The organism is Nocardiopsis sp. B62 (assembly GCF_018070675.1).
GTDB classification, from domain to species: domain Bacteria; phylum Actinomycetota; class Actinomycetes; order Streptosporangiales; family Streptosporangiaceae; genus Nocardiopsis; species Nocardiopsis prasina.
The window spans coordinates 47,071-72,199 of sequence record NZ_JAGPXK010000015.1 but is presented as its reverse complement, the minus strand read 5'-3'; the positions used below and the strand labels follow the sequence as shown (position 1 = coordinate 72,199).

The window sequence follows — 25,129 nt, the reverse complement described above, 5'->3', positions numbered from 1 at the left end:
CGGAGCACGGCATCAGTTCCGGAGCGAACCGGACAGGTGCGAGCTCGGAACGGCGGGCGCGGACGGGTCCTCACCGGCCACCGAAGCGGCCCAGCGATAGTCCTGTTTGCCCACCGCCGTGCGCCGCACGCGGTCCACGAAGTGCACGGTCCGGGGCACCTTGAACCCGGCCAGACGCACCCGGCAGTGCGCCCGCAGCGCACCCTCGTCCGGGGCGGAACCGGAGGCCAGGGACACCAGCGCCGTCACCCTCTGCCCGAGTCGCTCGTCCGGGGCGGGCACCACGATCACGTCCTCCACCGAGGGGTGCGCCTTCAGCACGGCCTCCACCTCCTCGGGGTAGACCTTCTCCCCGGCGGTGTTGATCACCACGCTGCCCCTGCCCAACAGCATGATGGAACCGTCGCCTGCCCGCGTGCCGTAGTCACCCGACAGTGCCCAGCGACGCCCCTCACCGTCCGTGGGGAACGTGCGCGCGGTGGCGATCGGATCGTTGTAGTAGCCCAGCGGGATCCGGCCGGTCCGGGCGATCCGACCGACCTCGACCGACCCGGGCGGAAGCGGCCGCAGGGCGCCGTCGAGCACGGCGATGCTCCCACCCATGGTGAAACTGCGCCGGTCGGTGGAGTCCGCCACGCTCGTGTGCTCGTCGGGGGCGGTGGCCGAACCGCACACACCCGTCTCCGATCCGCCGTAGGCGTCGGCCAGGGCGACGTCCTCGCGCCAGGCCCGCCACAGCCCGCGCACCGAGGGGGTGAGCGGGGTTCCGCCGGAGCGCACCGAAGTGAGGTCGGGACACAGGTCCGGCTCGGTGAGCAGGTGCCTTGCCAGAGGTCGGGCCATCGCGTCGCCCACCAGCTGAACGGCGTGCACGCCCTCGCGGTGCGCCAGCTCCAGCACGCGGTCCGCGCGGAAACTGCGGTCCGTGGACAGCACCACGCTCTTGCCGCACAGCAGCATGCTCAGCGCGTTCCACTGCCCGGCCGCGTGCATGAGCGGACCCAGCACGAGCATGCGCAGAGGGAAGCAGCGCGCGGCGCGTCCGGCAACGTCCAGAGGGGTCCCGGCGCGGGGGGCTCCCGGTTCGCGCCGCTCCACGGCGGCGCGGAAGACGTCCGCCTGGCGCCACAGGACGCCCTTGGGGTAGCCGGTGGTGCCCCCGGTGTACAGCAGGTAGTGGTCGTCACCACTGGTCCCGGGCAACTCCACCGCGCCGTGCTCGGAGTCGGGGCCGTGCGCGGCGAGCGCCTCCTCGTAGTCCGCGCCGTCCAGCGAGGCGTCGCGCTCCGCGCCGTCCTCCAGCAGGAGCACGTGCCGAAGGCGCGGCAGGTCTGAGCGGACCGCCGCCACAGTCGTGGCCAGGGAGTCCTCGGCGATCAACGCCACCGCGTGCGAGTCCGAGAGCACGTGCCGGAGCTCGCCCGCCACGTACCGGTAGTTGACGTTCACCGGCACCGCGCCCGCGCGCAGCACGCCCAGGAACGACTCCACCCACTCCGCGCGGTTGAACGACAGGATCGCGACGTTCTCCCCGGGGCGCACACCGGTGGTGACCAGGTGCCGGGCCAGCCGGGTGGAACGGTCGAGCAGGGCGCGGTAGGTGAGGCGGCGGGGTCCGGCGACCAGCGCGACCCGGTCCGGGACGGCGTCGGTCACCGCCGTCATCAGGTTGGCAAGGGAGAAGGGGGTGTCCGGGGACGCGTGTTGGGGCACGTCTGATGACCTCCCTGACGTTCGTGAACGGCCGTCCTCGGCGCGGGGCGCTCGTGGCGGCTGTGGCTGGTTACGAGCGAACGTACCCGTCGGGGCCTCACCCGATCGCCGTCGGGGCTGTGTACCGCGTCACCTGCGTAACCGTCCCCCGTCACCCCCGGAGCGGACCCCGCCCGGCCGCTCCCGCTCAGTGGGGGTGTCGGCCCGGGAGGCCGCGGGGTTTCGGGCCCGGGCACCGACCGGTGATCTTCACCACCCCTTGTGGGCTCACCGGATCATCTGCTCAACTCTTGGAGATCCCGCCATGGGGCTCTACAGGGCCCCACGGTGGGTATCTAGTGTCTGACATCGGTCGATGGTGATCGGAGCGACTTAGATGACCACCCAGAATCTGGGACAGCAGGACTCCGCCGGAAACCCCGGCGGACAGGGACTCTCCAGCGCGGACCACATCGAACTCGCACAGACGAGGTCCGCACACAACTACTCACCCCTGCCCGTCGTGATCGCCGAGGGCCGAGGCGCCTGGGTGACCGACGTGGAGGGCAGGCGTTACCTCGACTGTCTGGCCGGCTACTCGGCCATGAACTTCGGCCACCACAACCCGGACCTCCTGGCGGCGGCGCACGCCCAGCTCGACAGGGTGACGCTGACCAGCAGGGCCTTCTACAACGACCAGTTCGGCCCGTGGGTGAGCGCCCTCGCCGACATGGTCGGCAAGGAGAAGGTCCTGCCGATGAACACCGGTGCCGAGGCGGTGGAGACCGGCATCAAGGTGGCCCGCAAGTGGGGCTACGAGGTCAAGGGCGTCCCGGAGAACCAGGCGACCATCGTCGTGGCCGGGGCCAACTTCCACGGCCGCACCACCACGATCATCTCGTTCTCCTCCGACTCCGAGGCGAAGACGGGTTTCGGCCCCTACACGCCGGGCTTCCGTTCAGTGGCCTACGGGGACGCCCGGGCCGTCGAGGACGCCATCGACGAGACCACGGTGGCGGTGCTCATCGAACCGGTGCAGGGCGAGGCGGGCGTGATCGTGCCGCCCCCCGACTACCTGCCCCGCATCCGTGAGATCTGCGACGCCAACCGGGTGCTGTTCATCGCCGACGAGGTGCAGTCGGGACTCGGGCGCACGGGCACGATCCGAGCCTGCGAGCACACCGGTGTCGTCCCGGACGCCTACCTGTTCGGCAAGGCGCTCGGCGGTGGAGTCCTGCCGGTGTCGGCCATGGTCGCGGACGAGGACGTCCTCGGCGTCATCCAGCCCGGGCAGCACGGGAGCACCTTCGGTGGGAACCCGCTCGCCGGGGCGGTGGGCCAAACGGTCGTCCGGATGCTGACCGAGGGTCCCTACCTGGAGAACGCCAGGAAGCTGGGCGAGGTGCTCCGGCGCAGGCTGAAGGGGTTCGTCGGCGAGGGTGTGGTGTCGGCGCGCAGCATCGGCCTGTGGGCGGGCGTGGACGTCGACCCCGCGCTGGCCTCGGGCAAGGAACTGTGCAAGCGGCTCGCCGAACACGGTGTGCTGGTGAAGGACACCCACGGTTCGACGGTGCGGATGTCTCCGCCGCTGGTGATCAGCGAGGACGACCTCAACTGGGGGCTGGACCGGTTCGGCGAGGTCCTCGCCGAGCTCAGGGCGGAGCGGCGGTAGCAGCGGCCGTTCCCCCGCCCGTGTGAGGGTGGAACGGCGGTGCCCCGCCCCGGAACGCTCCGGGGCGGGGCACCCCCGCGTTCGGACAGCGTCGGTCGAGGGTCAGGAACCGGCCCCGGCCTCGGCGGCACCGTTGCCGTCCCCCTCGCCGTCGTTCGCGTCGGCCTCGTTCGCGTCGGTCTCGTCGGTGTCGGGGACGACGTTGACCGGGTCCAGGGGGCCGCCGAGTTCGGTGTGCAGGACGTCGGCGTCGACCCTGTCCAGGGTCTCCCGGGAGGCGTACAGCACCCGTTCGGGCCCCTCCTCGATCTGGAGCCGCACGCGTTCGGCGATGGAGCGCTGTCCCTGGGCCGTGGGGTGGAAGCTCGCCCGGTCCACGCGCAGGCCCTCACCCAGCTGGCCGAGGACGATCCCGTTGAGCCATGCGTCGTCCTCGCTGACCTCGTGCCCCTTCAACGCGGTGAAGACGTTGACGAACTCGACGCTGCCCACCTGTCGCGACCCGTACACGTCGCCGTCCACCTGGTAGGCGGTGTCCCTGATCCGGTCGTTGAACCGCTGGGCCACCGAGTTCAGCCACAGCTGGTCGCTCTGCGAGAGCGTGTAGTACATGCCCGGCGGCTGCTCCGGGAAGAGTCGGGGATATCCGAGGACCAGCACGCGGGCGTCCGGGGCACGGTCGCGGATCTGGCCGAGCACATCGGTGAGCGTCTCCTCGAACGCGTCCATCCGCTCGATGACCTCGTCCTCCTGGTCCGTGCAGGCGGTCCGCTCCAACAACGGCATCCGCATGATGCAGGTGCGCAGGACGGGGATGAAACCGAGGTCGTTGCCGCCGATCCCGACCGTGACCAGCGAGGTGTGTTCGGTGACGCGTTCGAGCTGCGACTCGGGGGTGCCGACCTGGCTGAGCATGTCGGAGCCCTTGTGGCTGCTGCACGCGTAGAAGCCCAGCGCGCCGTCGAAGGAGAACTCCTCCTCGATGACCCTGGGGTAGGCGTGCTCGGAGCGCCAGCACTCGCCGGGTTCGGCCGTGCCCTCCTCGTACTCTCCGGCACCGTCGCCGGAGGAGTAGGAGTCGCCCAGGGAGACGTAGTTGCCCCAGAGCGCGGCCTCGTCCGGTTCCAACCGGACCCGCCAGTCCTCCTCCTCGTCCTCGGTGATGGGAGGCAGGGGTTCGCCGGGGCACACGCCGCTCGTGGTGTCGCACCACAGGCGCATGAGGGCGTCGCGGCTGGTGGGCACGGCCAGGACCGTCACCAGGGTCAGGACCAGGACGGACACGGTGACCAGGGTGACGCGGCGGCGACGACGGCGTCGGCGGTACCGGCCGCTCTCCTCGCTCTCGGTCGCCCCCGACCCGGCCGTCTCGGGGCCGGTCGACTCGGGATCGGTCGACTCGGGATCGGCCGCGGGGCCGACGCTCTCGGGCCCGGTCGACTCGGAGTCGGTCACGGGATTGCCGTGGGCAGGGGTCCTCGCGGGGTCCTCCGGGCCCTCCGGTTCCCGGGGCTCCCGGGGGTCACCATCACGCGCTGACACGATCTACTACCGCCTCCCAGAGTCGCGGGGCGAGTGGGGTGCGCTCGGCCGACACACCCTGATCCACAGGCCAGACTACCCGGGGCGGTTTGTCTCGATGACGTCGAGAACACGGCGGATACCGGTCTTGTCCAGGGTGGCGCGGGTGGTCAGACGCAGCCGGGACCGGCCGTCCGGGACCGACGGCGGCCGGAAGCAGCCCACTCGGACACCCGCCTCGTGGCAGGCCGTTCGCCAGGCCAGCGCCTCCTGTGGGGAGCGGGCCAGAACCGACACCACGGCCGCGTCCGGCTGGCTCACCTCCAGCCCGCGTTCGCGCAGGCCCTCGGCCAGTTCACGGGCACGGGCCCGCACGGTCCCGGCCCGCCAGGGCTCGGCGCGCAGCACGCGCAGGGCGGCCAGCGCCGCCCCCACCGAGGCGGGGGCCAGACCGGTGTCGAACACGAAGGTCCGCGCCGTCTCCACGAGGTGACGGATCACCCGTCGAGAACCCAGGACCGCGCCGCCCTGGGCGCCGAGCGACTTGGACAGGGTCACCGACACCACGACGTCGTCGGCCGCGCCCAGCGCCGTCCCGCCCACGGCGCCGCGTCCTCCCCGGCCGAGCACACCGAGCCCGTGGGCGTCGTCCAGCAGCAGCGCCGCCTGGTGACCGCGCGCCGCCTCCGCCAGGGCGGTGACGTCGGTGAGGTCGCCGTCCACGGAGAACACGGTGTCGCTGAGCAGCAGGCGCCGCCCCCGGCCCTCGGAGAGGAGTTCGGCGGCGTGGTCGGTGTCGCGGTGGCGGAAGACCGCGACGCGAGCCCCCGCCGCCCGTGCCAGCCGTGTGGCGTCGATGAGGGAGGCGTGGTTGTACTGGTCGCACACCACCAGCGGCGGTTCGACGTCGTCGGGGGCCGGGGCCACGAGCGACGCCACCATCGCGAGGTTGGCCGCGTACCCGGAGGAGAACACCAGGGCGGCCTCGGCCCCGTGGAACTCGGCCAGCTCGCGTTCCAGCTCCGCGTGGAGTTCGGTGTCGCCGGTGACCAGACGCGAACCCCCGGCGCCCGCGCCCCAGGTGTGGACGGCGTCGGCGGCGGCCGCCAGCACGGCGGGGTGCCGCATGAGCCCGAGGTAGTCGTTGCCCGCGAGGTCCAGCAGGTCGTCCGATGAGGAGCGGGGCACCGTCCGACGGGTGAGCCCGGCGCTGGCCCGACGCTCGGCGGCGCGGTCCAACCAGGCCAGGGGGTGGCCCGCGGGCAGGGGCGCCGGGGCCGGACGCGGACTGGTGGCGCGCAGGGTCCATGGGCGGCGCGTGGGGCGGGTGGCGGTGTCGAGGCGTTCCATGCGGAGGAGAGCTCCTCGGGGATCGGTGGTGGGTGCGGTGGCTGGTGCGGCTCCGGGCGTGAGGGGGCGGGGAGGACACGGGGCGGGGGAGAAGCCTTGTGCGCGAGGTAAGTGGCCGTGGTGCCGGTCCGGGCAACGCGGGCCCTGGCGGGTCGACCCAGCGGCGGCCAAGCCCGCTGGGGCGACCCGTCCCTTGCGGTGCCAGGGAGGCGTCTACGACTCTGCCGGTTCGCGGCTCCACGGTCACCGGTGAAAGCCCACAAAGATTCGGTGGGGATTCCTGGCTCACTCGTACGGGGCGCCAGTCCCCACGCGGGCGCGACAATGGGTCACCATGTCGCGAACCAGCACCGAGACGGTCCACCCCGCCCAGGTCCGAGCCGCCGACAGCACGCACCTGTGGCACCCGTACACGACGGTGCCCGCCGCCGAGACGCCCTACGTGGTGACCGGCGCCCGGGGCGTCCACCTGGACCTGTGGTCGGACGGCCGCCACCACCGGGTCGTTGACGGCATGGCGTCCTGGTGGTCGTCCATCCACGGCTACCGCCACCCGCGGCTGGACGCGGCGGTGCACGCACAGGTGAACCGGTTCAGCCACGTGATGTTCGGCGGGCTCACCCACGCGCCCGCCGCCGCGCTGGCCGAGACGCTCGTACGGATCACCCCCGAGGGCCTCGACCACGTCTTCCTCTCCGACTCCGGTTCGGTGTCAGTGGAGGTCGCCATGAAGATGTGCCTCCAGTACCACCGGTCCACCGGTTCCCCCGGCCGCCGCCGGTTCCTCACCTGGAGGGGCGGCTACCACGGCGACACCTTCCACGCCATGAGCGTGTGCGACCCCGACGGCGGAATGCACTCGCTGTGGGGCGACGTCCTGCCCGGTCAGGTACACGCTCCCGAGCCGCCCGCGGGGTTCGACGCCCCGCCTGACCCCGCCTACGTCGCCGGATTCGAGGACCTGGCCCGGGAGCACGCGGGGGAACTGGCCGCGATCATCGTCGAACCCGTCGTCCAGGGCGCGGGCGGGATGCGGTTCCACAGCCCCGCCTACCTGCGGGAACTGCGACGGATCGCGGACGCGCACGGGCTGTTGCTCGTGTTCGACGAGATCGCCACCGGGTTCGGGCGCACCGGGGAGTTGTTCGCCGCCGACCACGCCAGGGTGGTCCCCGACATCATGTGCGTGGGCAAGGCGCTCACCGGCGGATACATGACCCTGGCCGCCACCCTGTGCACGGGGCGGGTGGCGCGGGGGATCGCCGGGGGAGAGGTCCCGGTGCTCGCGCACGGGCCGACGTTCATGGGCAACCCGCTCGCCTGTGCCACCGCGCTGGCCTCGGTGGAACTGCTCACCGAGGGCGACTGGCGGGGCGACGTGGCGCGGATCGGGGCCGGGCTCCGGGAGGGGCTGGCCCCGGCCGAGCGCCTGCCGGGTGTGCGGGAGGTGCGGGTGCTCGGCGCGATCGGTGTGGTCGAACTGGACCGTCCGGTGCGCGTGCGCGAGGCCACTCGCGCGGCGGTCTCTGCCGGGGTGTGGCTGCGCCCCTTCCGCCAGCACGTGTACGCGATGCCGCCCTACGTGTGCACGGAGGAGGAGGTCGCGAACATCGCCGCCGGGATGGTCGCCGCGGCCGAGGCCTCACTGGGGCAGGAGGCCCCGGGGCCCGAAGACGAGGAGCGCGCCGAGCCCCCGGGTTCGCGAGCGAGCACTGACACGGAGGGGGACCGGTGACGTCCGTTCTCGTGGTGACCGGCACCGGCACCGAGGTGGGCAAGACCGTGGCCACGGCGGCCGTCGCGGCACTGGCGGTGGCCCGGGGGCGCCGCGTGGCCGTGCTCAAGGCCGTCCAGACCGGGGTGGGACCCGACGAGGAGGGTGACGCCCGCACCGTCGCGCGGCTGGTCCCCGGGGCGACGACCGCCGAGACGGTCCGCTTCTCCGAACCGCTCGCCCCCGCCACGGCGGCCTCCCGCGCGGGAGGGGTGGGCCCGGCTGCCTGGGAGGTGGCTGACCGCGCCCTCGACCTCGCGCGCGGCCACGACCTCGTGCTGGTGGAGGGCGCCGGAGGGCTCCTGGTCCGGTTGAACGAGGACAGGGAGACCCTGGCCGACGTGGCCGAACTCCTGGCGGCCCCGGTGCTGCTGGTCGCCGACCCCCGGTTGGGCACACTCAACGCGACCGCCCTGACCGCCGAGGCCCTGCGTTCACGTGGACTCGTCCCCGCCGGGGTCGTGGTGGGGTCCTGGCCCCGCGATCCGGACCTGGCCATGCGCTGCAACCTCACCGACCTGCCCGAGATGGGGGCCGGACCGCTCTCCGGCGTCCTGCCCTCCGGCATGGGCGCCCTGGCCCCGGGCACGTTCACCACGGTGGCCCGGCGATCCCTGGGCGTGGGGCTCGGCGGCACGTGGTCCCCGCTGGAGCGGCGCTGAGACCCGGCGCGGACCGGTACGGCGCCGCTCCGCAGCCGCCCCGCCGCCGCCTCCACTGGCGGACCCCTTCAAGGCCGCGGCCGATTCTTTGTGCCGTTCCACGGCAGACGCACCCCGCCGCGCGCCGATACGTTGCCACTGCCAGCCCGAACACCGCCTTCCAGGGGACCCCTTGAACCTGCTCATCACCGGCATCACCACGCAGTCCTCCATCGCCTACGCGATCGCGGAGGAGGCCATGAACCAGGGCCACGAGGTGATCCTGACCAACCCGCCCGGCCGTGCCTTCTCCATCTGCGAGCGCATCGCCAAGCGGCTGCCCAAGGAGCCGGTCGCGGTCCTGCCCATGGACGTCACCGACCCCGCGCAGATCGCCGCCACGGCCAAGGCGATCGGTGAGCACTGGGACCACGTGGACGGCCTGCTCCACGCCATCGCCTTCGCGCCCGAGACCGCCCTGGGCGGCAACTTCCTCAACACCGAGTGGGAGGACGTGTCGAAGGCGATCCACATCTCCGGCTACTCGCTGGCCGCCCTCACCGTGGGCCTGCGCGACCTCCTCGCCAACGCGCCCGAGGGCGCCGGAGTGGTCTCCCTGACCTTCGACGCCAGCGTCGCCTGGCCCGTCTACGACTGGATGGGGTCGGCCAAGGCGGTCCTGGAGAACTCCGCCCGCTACCTCGCCCGCGACCTGGGCCCGCAGGGCATCCGCGTGAACACCATCTCCGCGGGTCCGATCAAGTCCCTCGCGGGCGGTTCCATCCCGGGCTTCTCGCAGATCGCCGACTCCTGGTCGGGCCACGCCCCGCTGGGCTGGGACACCAAGGACACCACCGTGGTGGCGGGCCCCGCGCTCTTCCTGATGTCGCCCGCCGCCCGCGCCGTCACCGGCACGGTCATGCACGTGGACGGCGGCTACCACGCCATGGGCGCCCCGCTCGCTCCGACCCCGGGCCCCACCCCGGCCTGATCCCGCGCCACGAGGGGCGCGCGGGAGGGATCACCGGGCCCGGCCGTCAACCGTGACAGCCGGGCCCGGTCTCGTCGGTGGTTCGGCTGACCCGAAGGCCCACACCCGGGCCCGACCGCTCATCCGACACCCTCAGACCCGTGGGTCCGGCTCGGGCGCGGGGACCGGCGAGCCCAGGGTGAAGGCCCGCGGCCCGGGGCCGTGGGAGCGCAGGTGGGCCGTGCGCGCCTCGACCTGCTCCGGCGTGATCACGGTGGCGGAGCAGGACCACCACAGTGCCCGCTCCACCTCGGGGAAACGACCGGTCGCCGCCCGGTGGACGAGGAGGTCGTCGTGGGCCCGCTCCACGAAGGAGCGCAGGTCGGCCGCGGAGCGCCAGCGGTTCACCACGCGCACGGCGGTCCCCTCGTCGGAGAAGTGGACCTCGCCGAGATGGCCCGAGTGGTCCTCGGCCAGGGTGCGGAGCGCCGCGACCAGCACCGGCAGGTGGCGGGGGTCGCCGATCAGCGTGCGGGACTCCACCAGGACCGCACCGCGCCCGCCCTGGGCCGGGGACACACGGTGCCTCCGGGTTCTCACGGGCGCGGCCGTGCGGTGGACGGTTTGGGTGGGAAAGAGGGTACGCATGGGACCTCCCGACTCACTGGACCCCGGAAGCGAGGTCCACTCCGGCTCTGGTGGACTCGGTGCAACTGATGCCAGTATCGAAGTCCGACGCGTGAGCGAGGAGAGCCAATGGAGCCGAAAATGGACCCTGTTCGACGCACGGACGAGCTGGTGGACTCCCTGGGCGCCTGGTCCACCGGGAACGGTGCCCTCCACCGGCGGTTGTCCGACGCCCTGCGCGGGCTGGTCGACCAGGGCACCCTGGTCCCCGGCGAGCGCCTGCCCTCCGAACGCGGCCTGGCCTCCGCGCTGCGCGTCAGCCGCACCACCGTGGTCTCCGCCTACGACCACCTGCGAGCGGATGGGGTCCTGGAGAGTCGTCAGGGCAGCGGTACCCGGGTGTGCGGGTCGAGAGCGCCGGTGCGCTCGGACGGGTGGAGCTCCAACGGCACCGGCAACCCCGTGTACCGCAACCTCCTCCACACCGACGAGAACCTCATCTCCGCCTCGTGCCTGCGCACCCCCGGCCTGGCCGGTGTCGAACGGGCCATCCGCGAGGTCACCGCCGAGGACCTGCCCGCCCTCATGGCCGAGGGCAACTACCACCCGCGCGGACTCCCGGCCCTCCGCGAGGCGATCGCCCGCTACTACGAGCGGCAGGGCCTGCCCACCCACCCCGACCAGATCGTGGTCACCACCGGCGCCCACCAGGCCGTCGCCCTGGTCGCCCAGCTGTACCTGCGCCAGGGTTCCCCGGTGGTGGCCGAGGACCCCAGCTTCGCGGGCTGCCTCGACCTCATCCGGGACCGGGGCGCTCGGATCCACCCCGTCCCCCTGGATGACCAGGGGATCGACCCCAACGGGGTGCGCCGCGCCTTCGCGGAGACCTCACCGCACCTGCTCTACGTGATGCCCTCGTACCACAACCCCACCGGAACACTCATGTCCGCGGCCCGCCGTCGGGAACTGGGGGAGCTGTCGGCCCGCCACGGGGTGCCGATCCTGGAGGACAGCGCGTACACGGGGCTGCGGGCCGACGACGAGCCGGCGCCGCTGGCGGCCCACGCCCCGCGCGGGGCGGAGGTCGTGACCGTCGACTCCCTGTCCAAGGTGGGTTGGGCGGGTCTTCGCCTGGGCTGGCTGCGCGCCCCCGCCGAGATGGCGCTCCGGCTCAGCCGCCGCAAGGTGCTGGCCGACCTCGCGAGCCCTCTGCTCGACCAGGCGGTCGGCGTACGCCTGGTCGACCGGTACGCCCAGCTCGCCCAGGAGAGGTCCGACCAGCTCCGCGAGGCGCTGACCCACGTGGAACACCTGCTGCGGCGGGACCTGCCCGACTGGCGGTGGCGGACCCCCGAGGGCGGCGCGGCACTGTGGGTCCACCTGCCCGGGACCAGTGCCCGCGCCTTCGCGCAGGTCGCGCTCTCCCACGGTGTGGAGCTGGTCCCCGGACCAGCGATGTCGGCGTCGGAGAACGGCCGCCACGACGAGTACTTCCGGCTTCCCTTCGCCTACGACCGCGCCACCCGGGAGGAACTGGTGTGGCGCCTGGTCCGCTCGTGGCGAGAGCTGGACCGGCACGGGCCGGTCCAGGTCCACCCCGACGCCCTGGTGGTCTGACCTGCTGGAGGACCCCGGACAGCAGCGAGGGCGGCACCTCACGGTGCCGCCCTCCGCCGTTCCCACCCGACCGGTCGACGACCGGCGGGCACGGATGACTAGCCCAGCTGGACCTTGCGGGCCTCGGCGAAGCGCTCCTGGACGTCGGCCCAGTTGACGACGTTCCAGAATGCCTTGACGTACTCGCCCTTGACGTTCTTGTACTGGAGGTAGAAGGCGTGCTCCCACATGTCCAGCATGAGCAGCGGCTGCGTGCCGATGGCGATGTTGGCCTGCTGGTCGTACAGCTGCTCGATGATCAGACGCTGACCCAGGGCGTCCCAGGCCAGGATCGCCCAGCCCGAACCCTGGATGCCGGTGGCCGCGGCGTTGAAGTGCGCGCGGAAGGCGTCGAAGGAACCGAACTGGTCGTCGATGGCCGCGCCCAGCTCGCCCTCGGGCTTGTCGCCGCCCTCGGGGGAGAGGTTCTTCCAGAACACCGAGTGGTTGACGTGGCCGCCCAGGTTGAACGCGAGGTTCTTCTGGAGCAGGTTCACGGTGCCGAAGTCGCCGGCCTCACGGGCTTCCGCCATCTTGTCCAGCGCGGTGTTGGCGCCGGAGACGTAGTTGGCGTGGTGCTTGTCGTGGTGCAGCTCCATGATCTGACCGGAGATCCACGGCTCCAGGGCCGCGTAGTCGTAGGGCAGTTCGGGAAGCGAGTATGGCGCAGACATCTCTGACGCACCTTTCCAAATGACGCGAATCTTCGGGCTTACAGCGATGGGATCGCTCTAGTCAGCAAGCTATCAGCCAGGCGGCCGAGCACCCGATGTCAGGCTCTTTACACTCGGCGCCGGGAATAAACGGCCGCCGAGGGCCTACCGCCGAAGGTCCCGTGGAACGGCCCGGACTCCGCCCGGGCCGACACACACGGGCCCGGCGCACCCCCGTCCGCTCAGGCCTTCCCCCAGCCTTCCCGCGCGCCCGAAGCACAAACCATCACGCTTGTTCATGAACCTCCCGAAATGCGCCGGAGGCGGGGTTCGGCATCCGACCGTCCTAACCTGGCCGGGCTGTCCGAGACCCGCTCGACGGGTGTGCCGGAGGACGTTGTTCGGGAGTTGGCCCGCCATTCACCGGGCGGGCATCGGGAACGGCGAAAATGCAGCGCCGAATTCGAGTGACGGAACCCGTTCAGACGCCTCGTTCGGCGCACAGTCTCCCTAGCACTCCGAGGCCGCCGCCGCTCATGCACACGTCCATTTCCAAGGCTCTCGCCGCGAGGGCCGCCTCCTTCCCGTCCCTTCCCGACGACATGCGCGCCAAGGGCCGCGCCGGTGTGTTCCGGCCCGAGATCGAGGGGTTGCGCGCGGTCGCCGTCCTCCTGGTGGTCGTCTACCACATCTGGCTCGGCCGGGTCTCCGGAGGCGTCGACGTCTTCCTGATGCTCACCGGGTTCCTGATCACCGGTTCCCTGGTCCGGAGCGTCGAACGGGAGGGACACGTCAGGTTCGCGGCCTTCTGGGCCCGGCTGTTCCGGCGCCTCGTCCCCGCCATGGCGGTGGTCCTGGCGGCGACCATGGCGGCGGCGTACCTGTGGCTGCCCCGCTCCCGCTGGGGCGACGTCCTCGACGAGGTCCGCGCGGCCGCGCTCTACCACGAGAACTGGGCCCTGGCCCACGCGGCGGTGGACTACCTGGCCAGGGAGGCGGCGCCCAGTCCGGTCCAGCACTTCTGGTCGCTGTCCATCCAGGGGCAGTTCTACCTGCTGTGGCCGCTCCTGGTCACCCTCGCGGTGTTGGCGGCCACACGGCTGCGGCTGCCGTTCCGTGTGACGGTCCTGGCCCTGGTCACGGCGGTGTTCGCGCTGTCCCTGAGCTACTCGGTCTCCGTCACCGCCCGCGACCAGGCCTGGGCCTACTTCGACACGGGCGCCCGCCTCTGGGAACTGGCCCTGGGAGGGATCCTGGCCCTGGTCGTCCACCGGGTGAAGCTGCCGCTGCGCCTGCGGGTGTTCCTGGGGTGGTTCGGCCTGGTCGCCCTGGTCTCCTGCGGGTTGCTCCTCTCGGTGTCCACGCTCTTCCCCGGCTACGTCGCCCTGTGGCCGACCGGTGCCGGCGTGTTGGTGATCCTCGCCGGGACCACCGGCAGCCCGCACGGCGCCGACCGCCTGCTCACCTGGGGACCGCTCACCGCGATCGGCAGGCTCTCCTACTCCCTCTACCTGTGGCACTGGCCGGTCCTGGTCTGCTACCTGGAGGCCACCGGGCGTTCCCTGGCCACACCGCTCGGCGGCCTCGGCGTCTTCGGGGCTTCCCTGTTCCTGGCCTGGCTGACCCACCGCTTCGTGGAGGGCGGCCTGGACCGCTTCACCCGCCCGGTCGCCCGACGCACCCCCGCGTGGTCGTCGGGGGTCGCCGCGGCGCTGATCGTTCCGGTGCTGGCCGCCTCGCTGCTGTGGACCGGCCACATCGACCGGGAACAGGCCGAGCGCGCCCAGGAACTGGCCAACGCCGACAGCTACCCCGGGGCCCGGGTGGTCGCGGATCCCGATCTGGCCGCGGTCCTGGCCGACGTCCCGGTCCGGCCGGACCCGGCGGACGCCCGTCAGGACCTGTCCTGGCACCACCAGGAGGGCTGCCACGTCACGCTCGCCTCGGAGGAACTGGTGGTCTGCGACACCGGACCCGCCGACGCCGAGCGCACCATCGCCATGGTGGGCGCCTCGCGGGTCGCCCACTGGCACCCGGCCGTGCAGGCGGCCGCCGACGCCCGGGGATGGCGGCTGGTCTCCTTCACCAAGAGCGGTTGCCAGTTCAGCACCGAGACCTACCACCGCGACGGCGCGATCTTCGACGAGTGCGAGGTGTGGAAGGCCAAGGCGATGGCCGAACTGGAGGAGTTGCGCCCCGACGCCGTCCTGACCTCCTCCACCCGTTCCACACTCGACACGGAGAGGGTCCACGACGGATTCCTGGAGATGTGGGAGTGGCTGGACGGGCTGGGGATCAAGGTGATCGGTCTGCGGGACCTGCCCCGGCTGACCTACAGGGGCGCGGAGTGCGTGGAGGCGGGTCCGGTGGACCAGTGCGTGTCGGCGGTCTCGGCCAGCCAGGACGAGGTGGACCCCGCCACCCTGGTCGAGCTGCCGCCCAACGTCACCCTGATGGACCTCACCGACCAGGTGTGCCCCGACGGCCGATGCGACGCGGTGGTCGGCAACATCCTGGTGTTCTGGGACCACTCACACGTCACCGCGACCTACGCGCGCACGCTCGGCCCGGCGATGGAGGAGGCCCTCGCTACGGCCACCGGCTGGTGACCCGGGGCCGGGTGACGGCGAGGTGATTTCGCGTGGGTCCGGACGCAGAAGTGTCCGGACGTGAAACAACGGTGATGCGTTGGTGAACGCCGGGGGAATTGATTCCCCTCCGGGTTTCGATTTCCCCGGCGAACAACTCCGAGGGCGCTTTGAGGAGTTAGTGTCGAAAGTGTCCGGGACTTTCTCTATAAAGCCCGGATCTTCCCCGATTCCCGCTGCCACGCGACCCCCGTGGAGGACCCCCTTGCGCACGCTCCGCCGCCGAGCCAAACCCCTCCTCGCGATCGGTGCCGTCCTCGGCCTGACCGTGCTCGCCCTCCCGTCGGTACTCGGGGTCCTGGCCGTACTGAGCTGGGCGGAGGCCGTGATCGCCACCGCCGTGCTCCTGCTCGGCGGGCTGGTGTGCGCGCTCGGCACGGGCCTGTGGACGCTCCGGCGCTCGATGCGCACCCTGGCCGTCTCCGTCGACGGTCACACCCGGAGGGTCACCGAGGTGCTCGGCCAGGACCGCCTGGAGATCACCCGCTCCCTCGGCGGGGTGGGCGAGCGGCTGGCCCGGATCCAGGACCACGCCCTGCCCAGGGCCAGCAGGGAGATCCAGCGGGCCGTCACCGTCCAGGGCCGACACGACTACGAGCAGCAGGTCGCCTGGTCCGAGCTGCGCGAGTACCTGGACGTCGCCCCCTTCATGCCCGCGCTGCGCGGCTGGGCCGCGTCACCGGACGTTCTGCGCCTGCTCGTCCGGCTGATCGACCGCCACCGCCCCGAACTCGTGGTCGAGTGCGGCAGCGGCGCCTCCAGCGTGTGGATCGGCTACGCGCTGCGCCGGGTGGGAACCGGACGCCTGGTCGCGATCGAGCACGAGGAGCGGTACGCGGAGCTCAGCCGGGACCTGGTCGCGGCGCACGGCCTCGACGACGTCGTGGAGGTCCGCCACGCACCGCTCACCGAGGTCAAGCCCGAGCTGGCCGGGGCCGAACCCGACGGTCCGGTCGCGTCCCAGCCCCTCTGGTACGACCTCTCCCGCCTGACCGGCCTGGACCGTGTCGGCCTGCTGTTCGTGGACGGGCCGCCCCAGGCCACCGGGGTGCAGGCCAGGTACCCGGCGGTCCCGGCGCTGCTGCCGCACTGCACCGACGACGCCGTGGTCGTCCTGGATGACGCCGACCGGCCCGACGAGCGCGCGCTGGGGGACCGCTGGGTCGCCGAGTTCGGCCTGCGCCGCACGGAGGAGCCCTCGGAGAAGGGCGCCCACGTGTTCACCCGTCGGATCCCCTGACCCGACGCGGTGACCCACCCCGCTCCCGACACCGCCCGGCGGCCAGCCCCCAGCCGCCGCCCGACCTCGAAGGCCACCCGATGATCACCACCGTCCTTCGGAACGCCCTGCGCGCTCGTGGCAGGGAACCGGCAGTGCTCTGCCACACCGGCGCCGACGCCCGGGCCGAACTGGCCGGACTGTCCACCGGACCGGGCGACGTGTTCCTGGACCTGGACGCCCGGCCCCTCGGCGAACCCGTCCTCGACGACGACCGCGTGGCGGGGCTGGTGGGGGTGGTCGCCGCCACCACCACCGACCTCAACCGGGTCCTCACGGCCGCCGTCCACCTGCCCCGCGCCGCGCACGTGGTGGTGGCACTGGTCGCCACCCCGGGCCACCAGGAGCCCCCGGTCCCGGTGGGTCCCGGCATGGGCCAGTGGCGCGACCTCCAGGAACTGCGGGTGCGTCGGGTGGGTAGCCGGGGCTGGGTGTGCGAGCTGTTCTTCCCCAACGCGATCGAGTCCGCCCCGGTCCTGGACGCGGTCCTCCACGGCACCCGGGGCCGACGCCGGGGCCCGGCCGTCACACCCCTGGCCGCCCTGAACGGCGCCGAGGCCGCCCTGTGGCGGCCCGGCGACACGGGCGCCCACGGCGTGGCGCAGGAGGGGCCGGTCCCGCTGCGCCGGGTCACCCCGGTGGGCGACCTCGCCCTGCGCGTTCACGGCCCCGCCGCCCCGCCCGCCTGGACCGACGCGACCGTGCCCGTCCTGGACCGGACCACCACCCGCACCGACTCCTGGGAGGCACTGACCGGCCCGGACGGCCACGAGCGGGCCGCCCGCGCCGCGCTCCTGGCCACCGACCGGCCCGGCGCGGACCCCGTCCAGCAGATCGCGCCCATCGACGAGTCCACCGTCAATCCCACCGGCTTCAACAAGGCCGAGAAGGGGCCGCTGGCCGACCTCACCCTGCGCGGCGACCGCGCCGTCATCGCCGATGGCCGCAAGGAACTGGTCACGGTCGCCCCGGACGGGACGGTCACGGACGTGGACCTGTCCCGGCTGCGCCACCTGCGCGGCGTTCGGGTGGACTGGTCCGGTCACAGCGGACCCCACGCCGCCGTGCGTGCCGTGGCCTCCCTCGCCGCCGGTGGCGTCCCGCTGGTCAGCGGACCGGTCCCCACCTGGGCCGCCGGGCTCGGTGCCCCGCTCACCGCGCTGCTCGACACCGCGACCGACGCCGACCTGTCCGACCGCCTGGCCCGCGAGGAGCACAGCGTGCGCCTGCGCCGTGCGGCCCTGTACACCCACGGCCTGCGCTCGCGTTGGCGCGCGCTCGCGGCCGAGGCGGGGGTGCCCGTGCCCCCGGTCCCCCGGGTCTCCGTCATCCTGTGCACCCGCCGCCCCGACATGGTGGGGTTCGCCCTCGCCCAGATCGCCCGGCAGCGCGGTGTGGAGGCGGAGACTGTACTCACCCTGCACGGATTCCCGGCGTCGCTGCCCGAGGTGCGCGCGGCGATCGACGCCCACCGGTCCACCGGCCTGCCCCTGGTTGTCCACGAGGCACCCGCCGACCGGGTCTTCGGCGCCGTGCTCAACGACTCCGTCGCCCGGGCCTCCGGCGACCTCATCGCCAAGTGGGACGACGACGACTGGTACGGCCCCGAACACCTCGCCGACCTGCTCCTGGCCCGCACCTACTCCGGGGCGGAGCTGGTCGGCGCCGGCCAGGACTTCGTCTTCCTCCAGGAGATCGACCTCACGGTCTGGCGCAGCCGGGAGTCCGAGACCTCCACCCGGTTCATCGCCGGGGGCACCATCCTCACCGACCGCGTGGTGCTGGAGGAGACCGGTGGGTTCCGCCCGCTGCCCCGCGCCATCGACACCCAGCTGCTCATCGCCGTCACCCGGGGCGGTGGCCGCGTCCACCGCACCCACGGGCTGGGCTACGTGCTGCGCCGCACCGGCGGCGGACACACCTGGTCCGAGGACATGGCCTACTTCCTGCACAACTACGCCCGACAGTGGTCCGGCTGGCGTCCCAGCTCCCTCCTCGAGGGCCAGCCCGCTCCTCTGGGGAGCGGCGCCGAAGCCGCAAGCCCGGCCGTGACCACACAGCACACGGGGGGACACCCTTGACCAGTACCGAAGAACACACCGTCCCGGCCGTGGATCCGGTCCCCGCCACGGGCCCGGAGACCGTCCCCGGGCAGCCGCTCCCGCGAGGCGCGGTGGACTTCGGCGGCCAGCCCCGGCTGCGCCGCAACGACTACGCCCCGCTGACCCCGCCGCCGCTGGGGGAGTGGACGCCCACGCTGTCGGTGAGCGTGGTGATCCCGGCGCACGGCCAGCCCGAGAAGCTCGCGCTGGTGCTGGCCTCGCTGGCGGCCCAGAGCTACCCGGCGCACCTCATGGAGGTGGTCGTGGTGGACGACGGCTCACCCGAACCCCTCGCCCTGCCGCGGGTGCGCCCGGAGAACACCCGGCTGGTCACCTCGGCGCCCGGCGGCTGGGGTTCGGCGCACGCCGTCAACACCGGAGTCGCCTCCTCCTCCGGGCAGGTCGTGCTGCGCCTGGACGCCGACATGCTCGTCTACCGCGAGCACGTGGAGTCCCAGATGCGCTGGCACCACCAGATCGACTACGGGGTCGCCCTCGGCCACAAGATGTTCGTGGACTTCGACCCGGCCGCGATGACCCCGGAGCACGTGCGCGACGAGGTGGCCGCCGGACGCGCCGAGGCCCTCTTCGACCGGGAGACCGCCGACCCGCACTGGGTGGAACGTCTGATCAACAGGAACGACCGGCTGCGCACCGCCGGACGCCTGTCCTACAAGGTCTTCATCGGCGCCACCGGATCGCTGCACCGGACCCTGTTCGACGCGGCGGGTGGACTGGACGCCGCCCTCATCCTGGGCGGCGACACCGAGTTCGCCTACCGGGTGGCCCAGCGGGGCGCGGTCTTCGTCCCGGACCTGGACACCAGCAGCTGGCACCTGGGCCGCTCCCAGATGCAGACCCGGCGCGACGCGGGCACCCGCTACCGGATGCCGTACGTGTCCAACCGCGTCCCCGACTTCCACCTGCGGCGCAAGCTCCCCGAACGCCAGTGGGAGGTGCCGCTGGTCGACGTCGTGCTGAACACGACGGGGCACACCTTGGAGGAGGTCGAGGCCACCGCGTCGGCCCTGCTGTCCGGGACCACCCCGGACCTGCGCCTGTGGATGGTGGGCCCCTGGGACTCACTGGACGACGGGCGACGATCCCCCCTCGACGAGGAGGCCCTGGACACGCGCCTGGTCCAGGAGACCTTCCGGGGCGATCCCCGAGTGCGGTTCGTCGGGACCGCCCCCGCCCGCGATCCGCGTGTCACCTTCCGCCTGACCGTGGGGGCCGGAGCCGTCCCTGCCGCCGACGCCCTGCGCGACCTCGTCAAGGAGATCGATAGGGAGGGCGCCGGACTGCTCTGCGCGCCCCTGCCCGGCGCCACCCGGGGCGACGGGGTCCTGCGCCTCGAACGCGCCTCCGCCTATGCCCGCGCCCTGCATCTGGAACCGGAGGCGACCGGCACGGATCTGGACCGGGTGGTGGAGCTGACCCACGGGACGCACTGGATTCCGGGGGAGGGCTTCGTGGTCTGCCCCGGGGCCGAGGACACCCCCAAGGAGAGACCGGAGGTCATCCAGAGACGGTTGGACCGTGCCCTGGCGGAAGCCGACCGCCTCCGGGCCAGGGCGGAGCGGGCCGAACGCAAGCTGCGCTGGTTCACCCCCGGACTGACCCGGAGGGTACTGCGCAAGCTGGCCCGCTAGCGGCGGCTGACCGGGGTGGCGGCCCGGGGCCGGGGTGGTTCTGTCCACGTGACAGACACGCCGTGACGGTAAGTCACCGTGTGTAACCCCAGTGGCTAGGGTGGGCGGTGTGACCGGACAGGACCGGTTCGCACCTCCACCCACTCCGAACCCCGGGGTCGCCGATGATCAGCTCAGTCCTACGCCAGGCGTTGCGCGCACGCGGCGACGAAGCGGCGGTCCTCTGCCACACCGGGGACCACGAGTCGACCCTGAAGGCGCTTTCCGGCCTGCGGTTGCGCCCCGACGACCGGACGGTCGACCTCGACACGCATCCCCTCGGGGAACCGATCGAGGTCGCCGGGGTGGGCGGAGACGGCCAGCCCGAGGCGGTCGGGCTCGTCGCGGTGGTCGCAGCCAGCCTCACCGACCTGCGCCGCAGCCTCGTCACCGTCAACGCCCTTCCCCCCACCGTCCACCTGGTCGTGGTGGTCGCCGACACGCCGGGGCACCACGGCCCACTCGTCCCGAGTCCGCCGGGCATCGACGAGTGGAACGACCTCCTGGAGATGCGCGTCCGCCGTCTGGGAAAACGCGGCTGGACCTGCGAACTGTTCTTTCCCAACTCCGTCGAGACAGGGCAGGCACTCGACTGCGTCCTGCACGGAACCACGGGCGGGCGGCGCGGTCAACGGGCCACACCCCTGGCGGGGGTCCACGGGGCGGGCGGGGCGCGGTGGCGGCCGGGCGACGTCGCCGCCACCGGGGTCAGCGCGACCGGTCCCGTGCCGCTGCGCCGGGTCTCACCCGTGGCCGACATCGTGGTCCGTGCCGCTGACGGAGAACTTCCCCCGTGGGAGGACGGCGTCGTCCCACACCTCGACCTGCCCAGCTCCGGGGCCCGGGTCGGCGAACCCGACCCCGTCACCGCGCTGGCACCCGTCGACGAGCAGAGCGTGAACCCCGTCGGCTTCACCAAGAAGGCGGGCGGCCCCATGGGCGACCTGTCGGCCCGCGGCGGGCGCTGTGTCATCCGCGAGGGCGAGCGGGTACTGAGCACCGTCCCAGAGGACGGCACGCTCACCGACCTCGACATCGGCCGCGCCCGCTACCTGCGCGGTGTGCGTGTGGACTGGTCCGGGCACACGAACCCGGTCGCCGTCGTCCGGGCGGTCGTCGCCCTGGCCGCCGGAGGGATCCCCGTGGTCAGCGGACCCGCTCCCGAGTGGGCGGCCGGGCTCGGGCCGGAGCTCACCACCGTGCTCACCAGCCTGGACGCGACGGCGCTGGCCGACCCCCTCAGCCGGGAGGAGCACAGCGTCCGGCTGCGGCGCGCCGCCCTGCGTACCCACGGCCAGCTGGCCCGTTGGCGCGCCCTGGCCGCGCGGGCGGGGGTGCCGGTACCGCCCGAACCCCTGGTGTCGGTGATGCTGTGCACCCGGCGGCCCGAACTGGTGGGGTTCGCCCTCGCCCAGGTGGCCCGGCAGCGCGGGGTGCGGTTCGAGCTGGTTCTGGCTCTGCACGGCTTCTCCGCGGAACTGCCCGAGGTCCGCGCGGCCGTGGCGGACTTCGCGGCCACCGGCAGGCCGATCACCGTTCACGAGGCCCCGGCGGACCAGGTGTTCGGCGCGGTCCTCAACGACGCCGTGGACCGCACGTCCGGCAGCGTGATCGCCAAGTGGGACGACGACGACTGGTACGGCCCCGAACACCTCGCCGACATGCTGATGGCGCGCACCTACGCCTGTGCCGACCTGGTCGGTGTCACCCAGGACCTCGTGTACCTGGAGGAACTCGACCTCACCGTGTGGCGGAGCTACCAGACCGAGAAGCCCTCGCCGGACGTGGTGGGCAGCACGATCGTCATCGACCGCTCCGTTCTGCGCGACGTCGGCGGGTTCCGTCCCCTGCCCAGGGCGATCGACAGCCAGCTGCTGCTGGCGGTGCGCCGCGACAGCGGGCGGATCTATCGCACCCACGGCCTCGGCTACCTGCTGCGCCGCGCCGGGCAGGGCCACACCTGGGGTGCCGACATGGGCTACTTCCTTCGCAGGAGCACCCGGCAGTGGTCCGGCTGGCGGCCGAGCGCGCTGTTGGAGGGGGCGCCCGCCCCGCTGGGCCAGCCGGACCCGGGCGCGGCACGGACACTGCTCCGGACCACCGAGTACACGGGAGGACAGTCGTGACCAGTGCGGACAACGTCTCGGAACGCCAGTCAGGGGAGCGGGCCGACACCCGGGTACGGGTCGGGGTGGTCCCGGAACAGGGGCAGCTCCAGGGAGGGGAGGACACCGGGCGGCTCGCGGCGTCCCCGCGACAGCCCCTGGTGTTCCGCAACGACTACGCGCGCCTGGACCCGCCCCCGCTGGGGGAGTGGACGCCGACGCTGTCGGTGAGCGTGGTGATCCCGGCGCACGGCCAGCCCGAGAAGCTCGCGCTGGTGCTGGCCTCGCTGGCCGCGCAGAGTTACCCGGCGCACCTCATGGAGGTGGTCGTGGTGGACGACGGTTCGCCCGTTCCGCTCGCGCTGCCCGAGGTGCGCCCGGAGCACACGCGCCTCATCACCTCCGACCCCGGCGGCTGGGGTTCGGCGCACGCCGTCAACACCGGGGTCGCCGACTCGTCCGGGCAGGTGGTCCTGCGTCTGGACGCGGACATGCTCGTCTACCGCGAGCACGTGGAGTCCCAGATGCGCTGGCACCACGTGGTGGACTACGCGGTGGTCATGGGCCACAAGATGTTCGTGGACTTCGACCCGGCCGCGATGACCCCGGAGCACGTCCGGGACGAGGTCGCCGCTGGCCGCGCCGAGCTGCTCTTCGACCTGGAGGGCGCTGATCCGCACTGGGTGGAGCGGTTCATCGACCGGCACGACCGGCTGCGCTCCGCCCACCACGAGGCCTTCAAGGTGTTCGTCGGGGCGACCGGATCGCTGCACCGGAGCCTGTTCGACGCGGCGGGCGGCCTGGACCCGGGGATGATCCTGGGCGGGGACAGCGAGTTCGGCCACCGGGTGGCCCAACGGGGAGCCTTCTTCGTTCCGGACACGGAGACCAGCAGCTGGCACCTGGGGCGCTCGCAGATGCAGGAGAAGAGGGACGCCGGGACCCGCTACCGGAAGCCCTACGTGGCCAACCGGGTGCCCGACTTCCACCTGCGGCGCAAGCAGCCCGAGCGCCAGTGGGAGGTGCCGCTGGTCGACGTCGTGCTGGACGCGGCGGACCGCACCCTGGAGGAGATCGACACCACCGCCAGGGCGCTCCTCTCCGGGACCACCCCGGACCTGCGCCTGTGGATGGTGGGCCCGTGGGGCGCACTGGACGAGGAGCGCCGCTCCCCGTTGGAGGAGGAGATCCTCGACCTGAGGCTGGCCCACGAGACCTTCCGGGGCGACCCGCGCGTGCGGTTCGTCGAGAGCGAGCCGAGTACGGACCCCCGCGTGCCCTACCGCCTGTACCTGGAGGCCGGTGCCGAACCGTACCCCAAGGCGCTGGCGGAGATGGTCCACGCCTGTGACACCCGGGCGGTGGGACTGCTCTGCGCGCCCATGCCGGGTGCCCTCACGGCGCAGGAGGGGATGCTGCGCCTGGAGCGGACCGCCGCCTTCGCCCGCGCCCGCCACCTCGACCCCGAGGTGACCGGCCGGGACCTGGACCGCCTGGTGGAGGAGGTCCACGGCATTCACTGGATGCCCGCGACGGACCTGGTCCTCGCGACGGACGACGAGGAGGCCCGACTGGAGTCCCCGGCGGCCGCGCGGCAGGAGGAGGCCGACCCACAGGACGTGGCCCTGCTCCAGGCCGAACTGGAACAGACCCGGGCCCGGGCGGACCGCATGCGCCGCAGGGCGGAGCGGGCCGAACGCAAGCTGCGCTGGTTCACCCCGGGCCTGGTCCGCCGGGCCCTGCGCCGCATGGTCCGTTAGGACGTCCGGGAGCGCGGGCGGGGTTCAGGCGCCGAAGGAGGTGAGCGCTCCCCGGTCGTCGAACCGGGCGCCCGGGGCCCACGCGATCTCCCAGCGGTTGCCCTCCGGGTCCGCGATGTAGGCGGACCGCCCTCCCCAGGGGCGGTCCGTCGGTTCTGCCACGACCTCGGCTCCCGCCCGGACGGCGGCCTCGAACGCCCCGTCGACCTGTGTGCGCTCGTCGACGTTGCAGGCCAGGGTGAACCCGGACCAGGCGGTCGGGGCGGGCAGCACGCCGTCGGACGCCTCGGCGGCCAGTTCCGCCACGGGGAACAGGGACAGCAGGACACCGCCCACCAGGAACCCCGTCCACCCGTCCGAACCGGACGGCACCTCCTCCCAGCCAAGGGCCAGGTAGAACCGGCGCAGCTCCGGCAGGTCGCGGGCTCCGAGGGTGACCACGGTCAGACGCGGCGGGAGTTCGTCCATACCGCGAGGGTACGTCGCGGGGCCCTGACTAGGAAACCCAGAGGCCGAGCGCCTCGGCGACCAGGGCGGGGCGCTCCTGACCCTCGATCTCCACGGTGTGCTCGGTGGAGACCAGGTAGCCCTTGGGGGTCGGCTTCACCTCGCCGAGCAGTACGGCGTCGCGCACCCGCGAGCCCACGGTGACCGGCTGGAGGAAGCGCACCTTGTTGAGGCCGTAGTTGATGGACATCCGCGGCTTCACGGTGAGGGCGAAGACGCTCTGGGAGAAGTGCGCCAACAGCGACAGCGACAGGTAGCCGTGCGCGATGGTGGCGCCGAAGGGACCCCCGGCGGCGCGCGCGGCGTCCTGGTGGATCCACTGGTGGTCGTCGGTCGCGTCGGCGAACAGGTCGATGCGGTCCTGGGTGATGGTCAGCCAGTCGGTCCGGCCCAGGTGCTCTCCCTGGGCCGCGACGACCTCCTGGACGTCGGCGAATACGCGCACCACGCCTCCACGTGCGTCGGGGGTCCGGTGTCGGGG

The 25,129-nt window shown here is 72.8% G+C and carries 18 protein-coding genes; 11 read left to right on the top strand and 7 right to left on the bottom strand.

Going from position 1 to position 25,129, the window contains the following annotated elements; translation table 11 throughout:
* Window positions 1-12 precede the first annotated feature (12 nt).
* A complete protein-coding gene (locus tag KBX21_RS17195; RefSeq protein ID WP_210842517.1) occupies window positions 13-1,713 on the bottom strand; it encodes an acyl-CoA synthetase in 1,701 nt (566 codons plus the stop codon).
* A gap of 376 nt (window positions 1,714-2,089) precedes the next feature.
* On the opposite strand from KBX21_RS17195, the gene rocD reads away from it, so the two are divergent.
* Window positions 2,090-3,364, top strand: coding sequence for an ornithine--oxo-acid transaminase (gene rocD / locus KBX21_RS17190; RefSeq protein WP_049578049.1), 1,275 nt, complete (start codon window positions 2,090-2,092; stop codon window positions 3,362-3,364).
* Window positions 3,365-3,466: 102 nt separating this feature from the next.
* Here the strand turns inward: rocD and KBX21_RS17185 are convergent, their stop codons facing one another.
* Both KBX21_RS17185 and KBX21_RS17180 read right to left on the bottom strand, forming a co-directional pair.
* Window positions 3,467-4,906 carry an SGNH/GDSL hydrolase family protein gene (locus tag KBX21_RS17185; protein WP_210842516.1) on the bottom strand — a complete coding sequence of 480 codons (1,440 nt, stop codon included), beginning with the start codon at window positions 4,904-4,906 and terminating at the stop codon, window positions 3,467-3,469.
* Between the two features lie 75 nt (window positions 4,907-4,981).
* Window positions 4,982-6,235, bottom strand: a complete 1,254-nt coding sequence (locus KBX21_RS17180) for an 8-amino-7-oxononanoate synthase (RefSeq protein WP_210842515.1) — start codon at window positions 6,233-6,235, stop codon at window positions 4,982-4,984.
* 334 nt (window positions 6,236-6,569) lie between these two features.
* Between KBX21_RS17180 and KBX21_RS17175 the strand changes: the two genes are divergently transcribed.
* From KBX21_RS17175 to fabI, 3 genes are all read left to right on the top strand, one after another.
* The gene (locus tag KBX21_RS17175) at window positions 6,570-7,970 is read left to right on the top strand and encodes an adenosylmethionine--8-amino-7-oxononanoate transaminase (RefSeq protein ID WP_210842514.1); all 1,401 of its coding nucleotides are present in this window, start codon (window positions 6,570-6,572) and stop codon (window positions 7,968-7,970) included.
* On the top strand, window positions 7,967-8,671 hold the full coding sequence (gene bioD, locus KBX21_RS17170) for a dethiobiotin synthase (protein ID WP_210842513.1): 705 nt from the start codon (window positions 7,967-7,969) through the stop codon (window positions 8,669-8,671). Before KBX21_RS17175 ends, bioD begins: the two co-directional genes overlap by 4 nt.
* Window positions 8,672-8,843: 172 nt before the next feature.
* On the top strand, window positions 8,844-9,641 hold the full coding sequence (gene fabI / locus KBX21_RS17165; RefSeq protein ID WP_017543862.1) for an enoyl-ACP reductase FabI: 798 nt from the start codon (window positions 8,844-8,846) through the stop codon (window positions 9,639-9,641).
* A 132-nt stretch (window positions 9,642-9,773) separates the two neighbouring features.
* Here fabI and KBX21_RS17160 read toward each other — a convergent pair whose 3' ends face one another.
* Window positions 9,774-10,199: a DUF3291 domain-containing protein gene (locus KBX21_RS17160; protein ID WP_307869226.1), complete on the bottom strand. Its 426-nt coding sequence runs from the start codon at window positions 10,197-10,199 to the stop codon at window positions 9,774-9,776.
* A gap of 189 nt (window positions 10,200-10,388) precedes the next feature.
* Between KBX21_RS17160 and KBX21_RS17155 the strand changes: the two genes are divergently transcribed.
* Complete coding sequence (locus KBX21_RS17155; protein ID WP_082206739.1) at window positions 10,389-11,864, top strand: PLP-dependent aminotransferase family protein; 1,476 nt, start codon at window positions 10,389-10,391, stop codon at window positions 11,862-11,864.
* A 98-nt stretch (window positions 11,865-11,962) separates the two neighbouring features.
* Here KBX21_RS17155 and KBX21_RS17150 read toward each other — a convergent pair whose 3' ends face one another.
* Complete coding sequence (locus KBX21_RS17150) at window positions 11,963-12,577, bottom strand: superoxide dismutase (protein WP_017543865.1); 615 nt, start codon at window positions 12,575-12,577, stop codon at window positions 11,963-11,965.
* A 515-nt stretch (window positions 12,578-13,092) separates the two neighbouring features.
* Between KBX21_RS17150 and KBX21_RS17145 the strand changes: the two genes are divergently transcribed.
* From KBX21_RS17145 to KBX21_RS17120, 6 genes are all read left to right on the top strand, one after another.
* Window positions 13,093-15,165: an acyltransferase family protein gene (locus KBX21_RS17145; protein WP_210842512.1), complete on the top strand. Its 2,073-nt coding sequence runs from the start codon at window positions 13,093-13,095 to the stop codon at window positions 15,163-15,165.
* 244 nt (window positions 15,166-15,409) lie between these two features.
* Entirely contained in the window at window positions 15,410-16,444 is a 1,035-nt protein-coding gene (locus tag KBX21_RS17140; protein ID WP_210842511.1) for a class I SAM-dependent methyltransferase, read from the top strand.
* Window positions 16,445-16,524: 80 nt separating this feature from the next.
* Window positions 16,525-18,564, top strand: coding sequence for a glycosyl transferase family 2 (locus tag KBX21_RS17135; RefSeq protein ID WP_210842510.1), 2,040 nt, complete (start codon window positions 16,525-16,527; stop codon window positions 18,562-18,564).
* Entirely contained in the window at window positions 18,561-20,237 is a 1,677-nt protein-coding gene (locus KBX21_RS17130) for a glycosyltransferase family 2 protein (protein ID WP_199776682.1), read from the top strand. The genes KBX21_RS17135 and KBX21_RS17130 overlap by 4 nt, the downstream gene beginning before the upstream one ends.
* A gap of 164 nt (window positions 20,238-20,401) precedes the next feature.
* Window positions 20,402-22,402: a glycosyltransferase family A protein gene (locus KBX21_RS17125; protein ID WP_210842509.1), complete on the top strand. Its 2,001-nt coding sequence runs from the start codon at window positions 20,402-20,404 to the stop codon at window positions 22,400-22,402.
* A complete protein-coding gene (locus tag KBX21_RS17120) occupies window positions 22,399-24,141 on the top strand; it encodes a glycosyltransferase family 2 protein (RefSeq protein ID WP_049579502.1) in 1,743 nt (580 codons plus the stop codon). Before KBX21_RS17125 ends, KBX21_RS17120 begins: the two co-directional genes overlap by 4 nt.
* 24 nt (window positions 24,142-24,165) lie before the next feature.
* Here KBX21_RS17120 and KBX21_RS17115 read toward each other — a convergent pair whose 3' ends face one another.
* Together KBX21_RS17115 and KBX21_RS17110 are read right to left on the bottom strand one after the other, a co-directional pair.
* Window positions 24,166-24,609, bottom strand: a complete 444-nt coding sequence (locus tag KBX21_RS17115; protein WP_049579504.1) for a VOC family protein — start codon at window positions 24,607-24,609, stop codon at window positions 24,166-24,168.
* 28 nt (window positions 24,610-24,637) lie between these two features.
* Window positions 24,638-25,093 (bottom strand): MaoC family dehydratase, encoded by a 456-nt coding sequence (locus KBX21_RS17110; protein ID WP_199776687.1) that lies wholly within the window; start codon window positions 25,091-25,093, stop codon window positions 24,638-24,640.
* Between the last annotated feature and the right edge of the window lie 36 nt (window positions 25,094-25,129).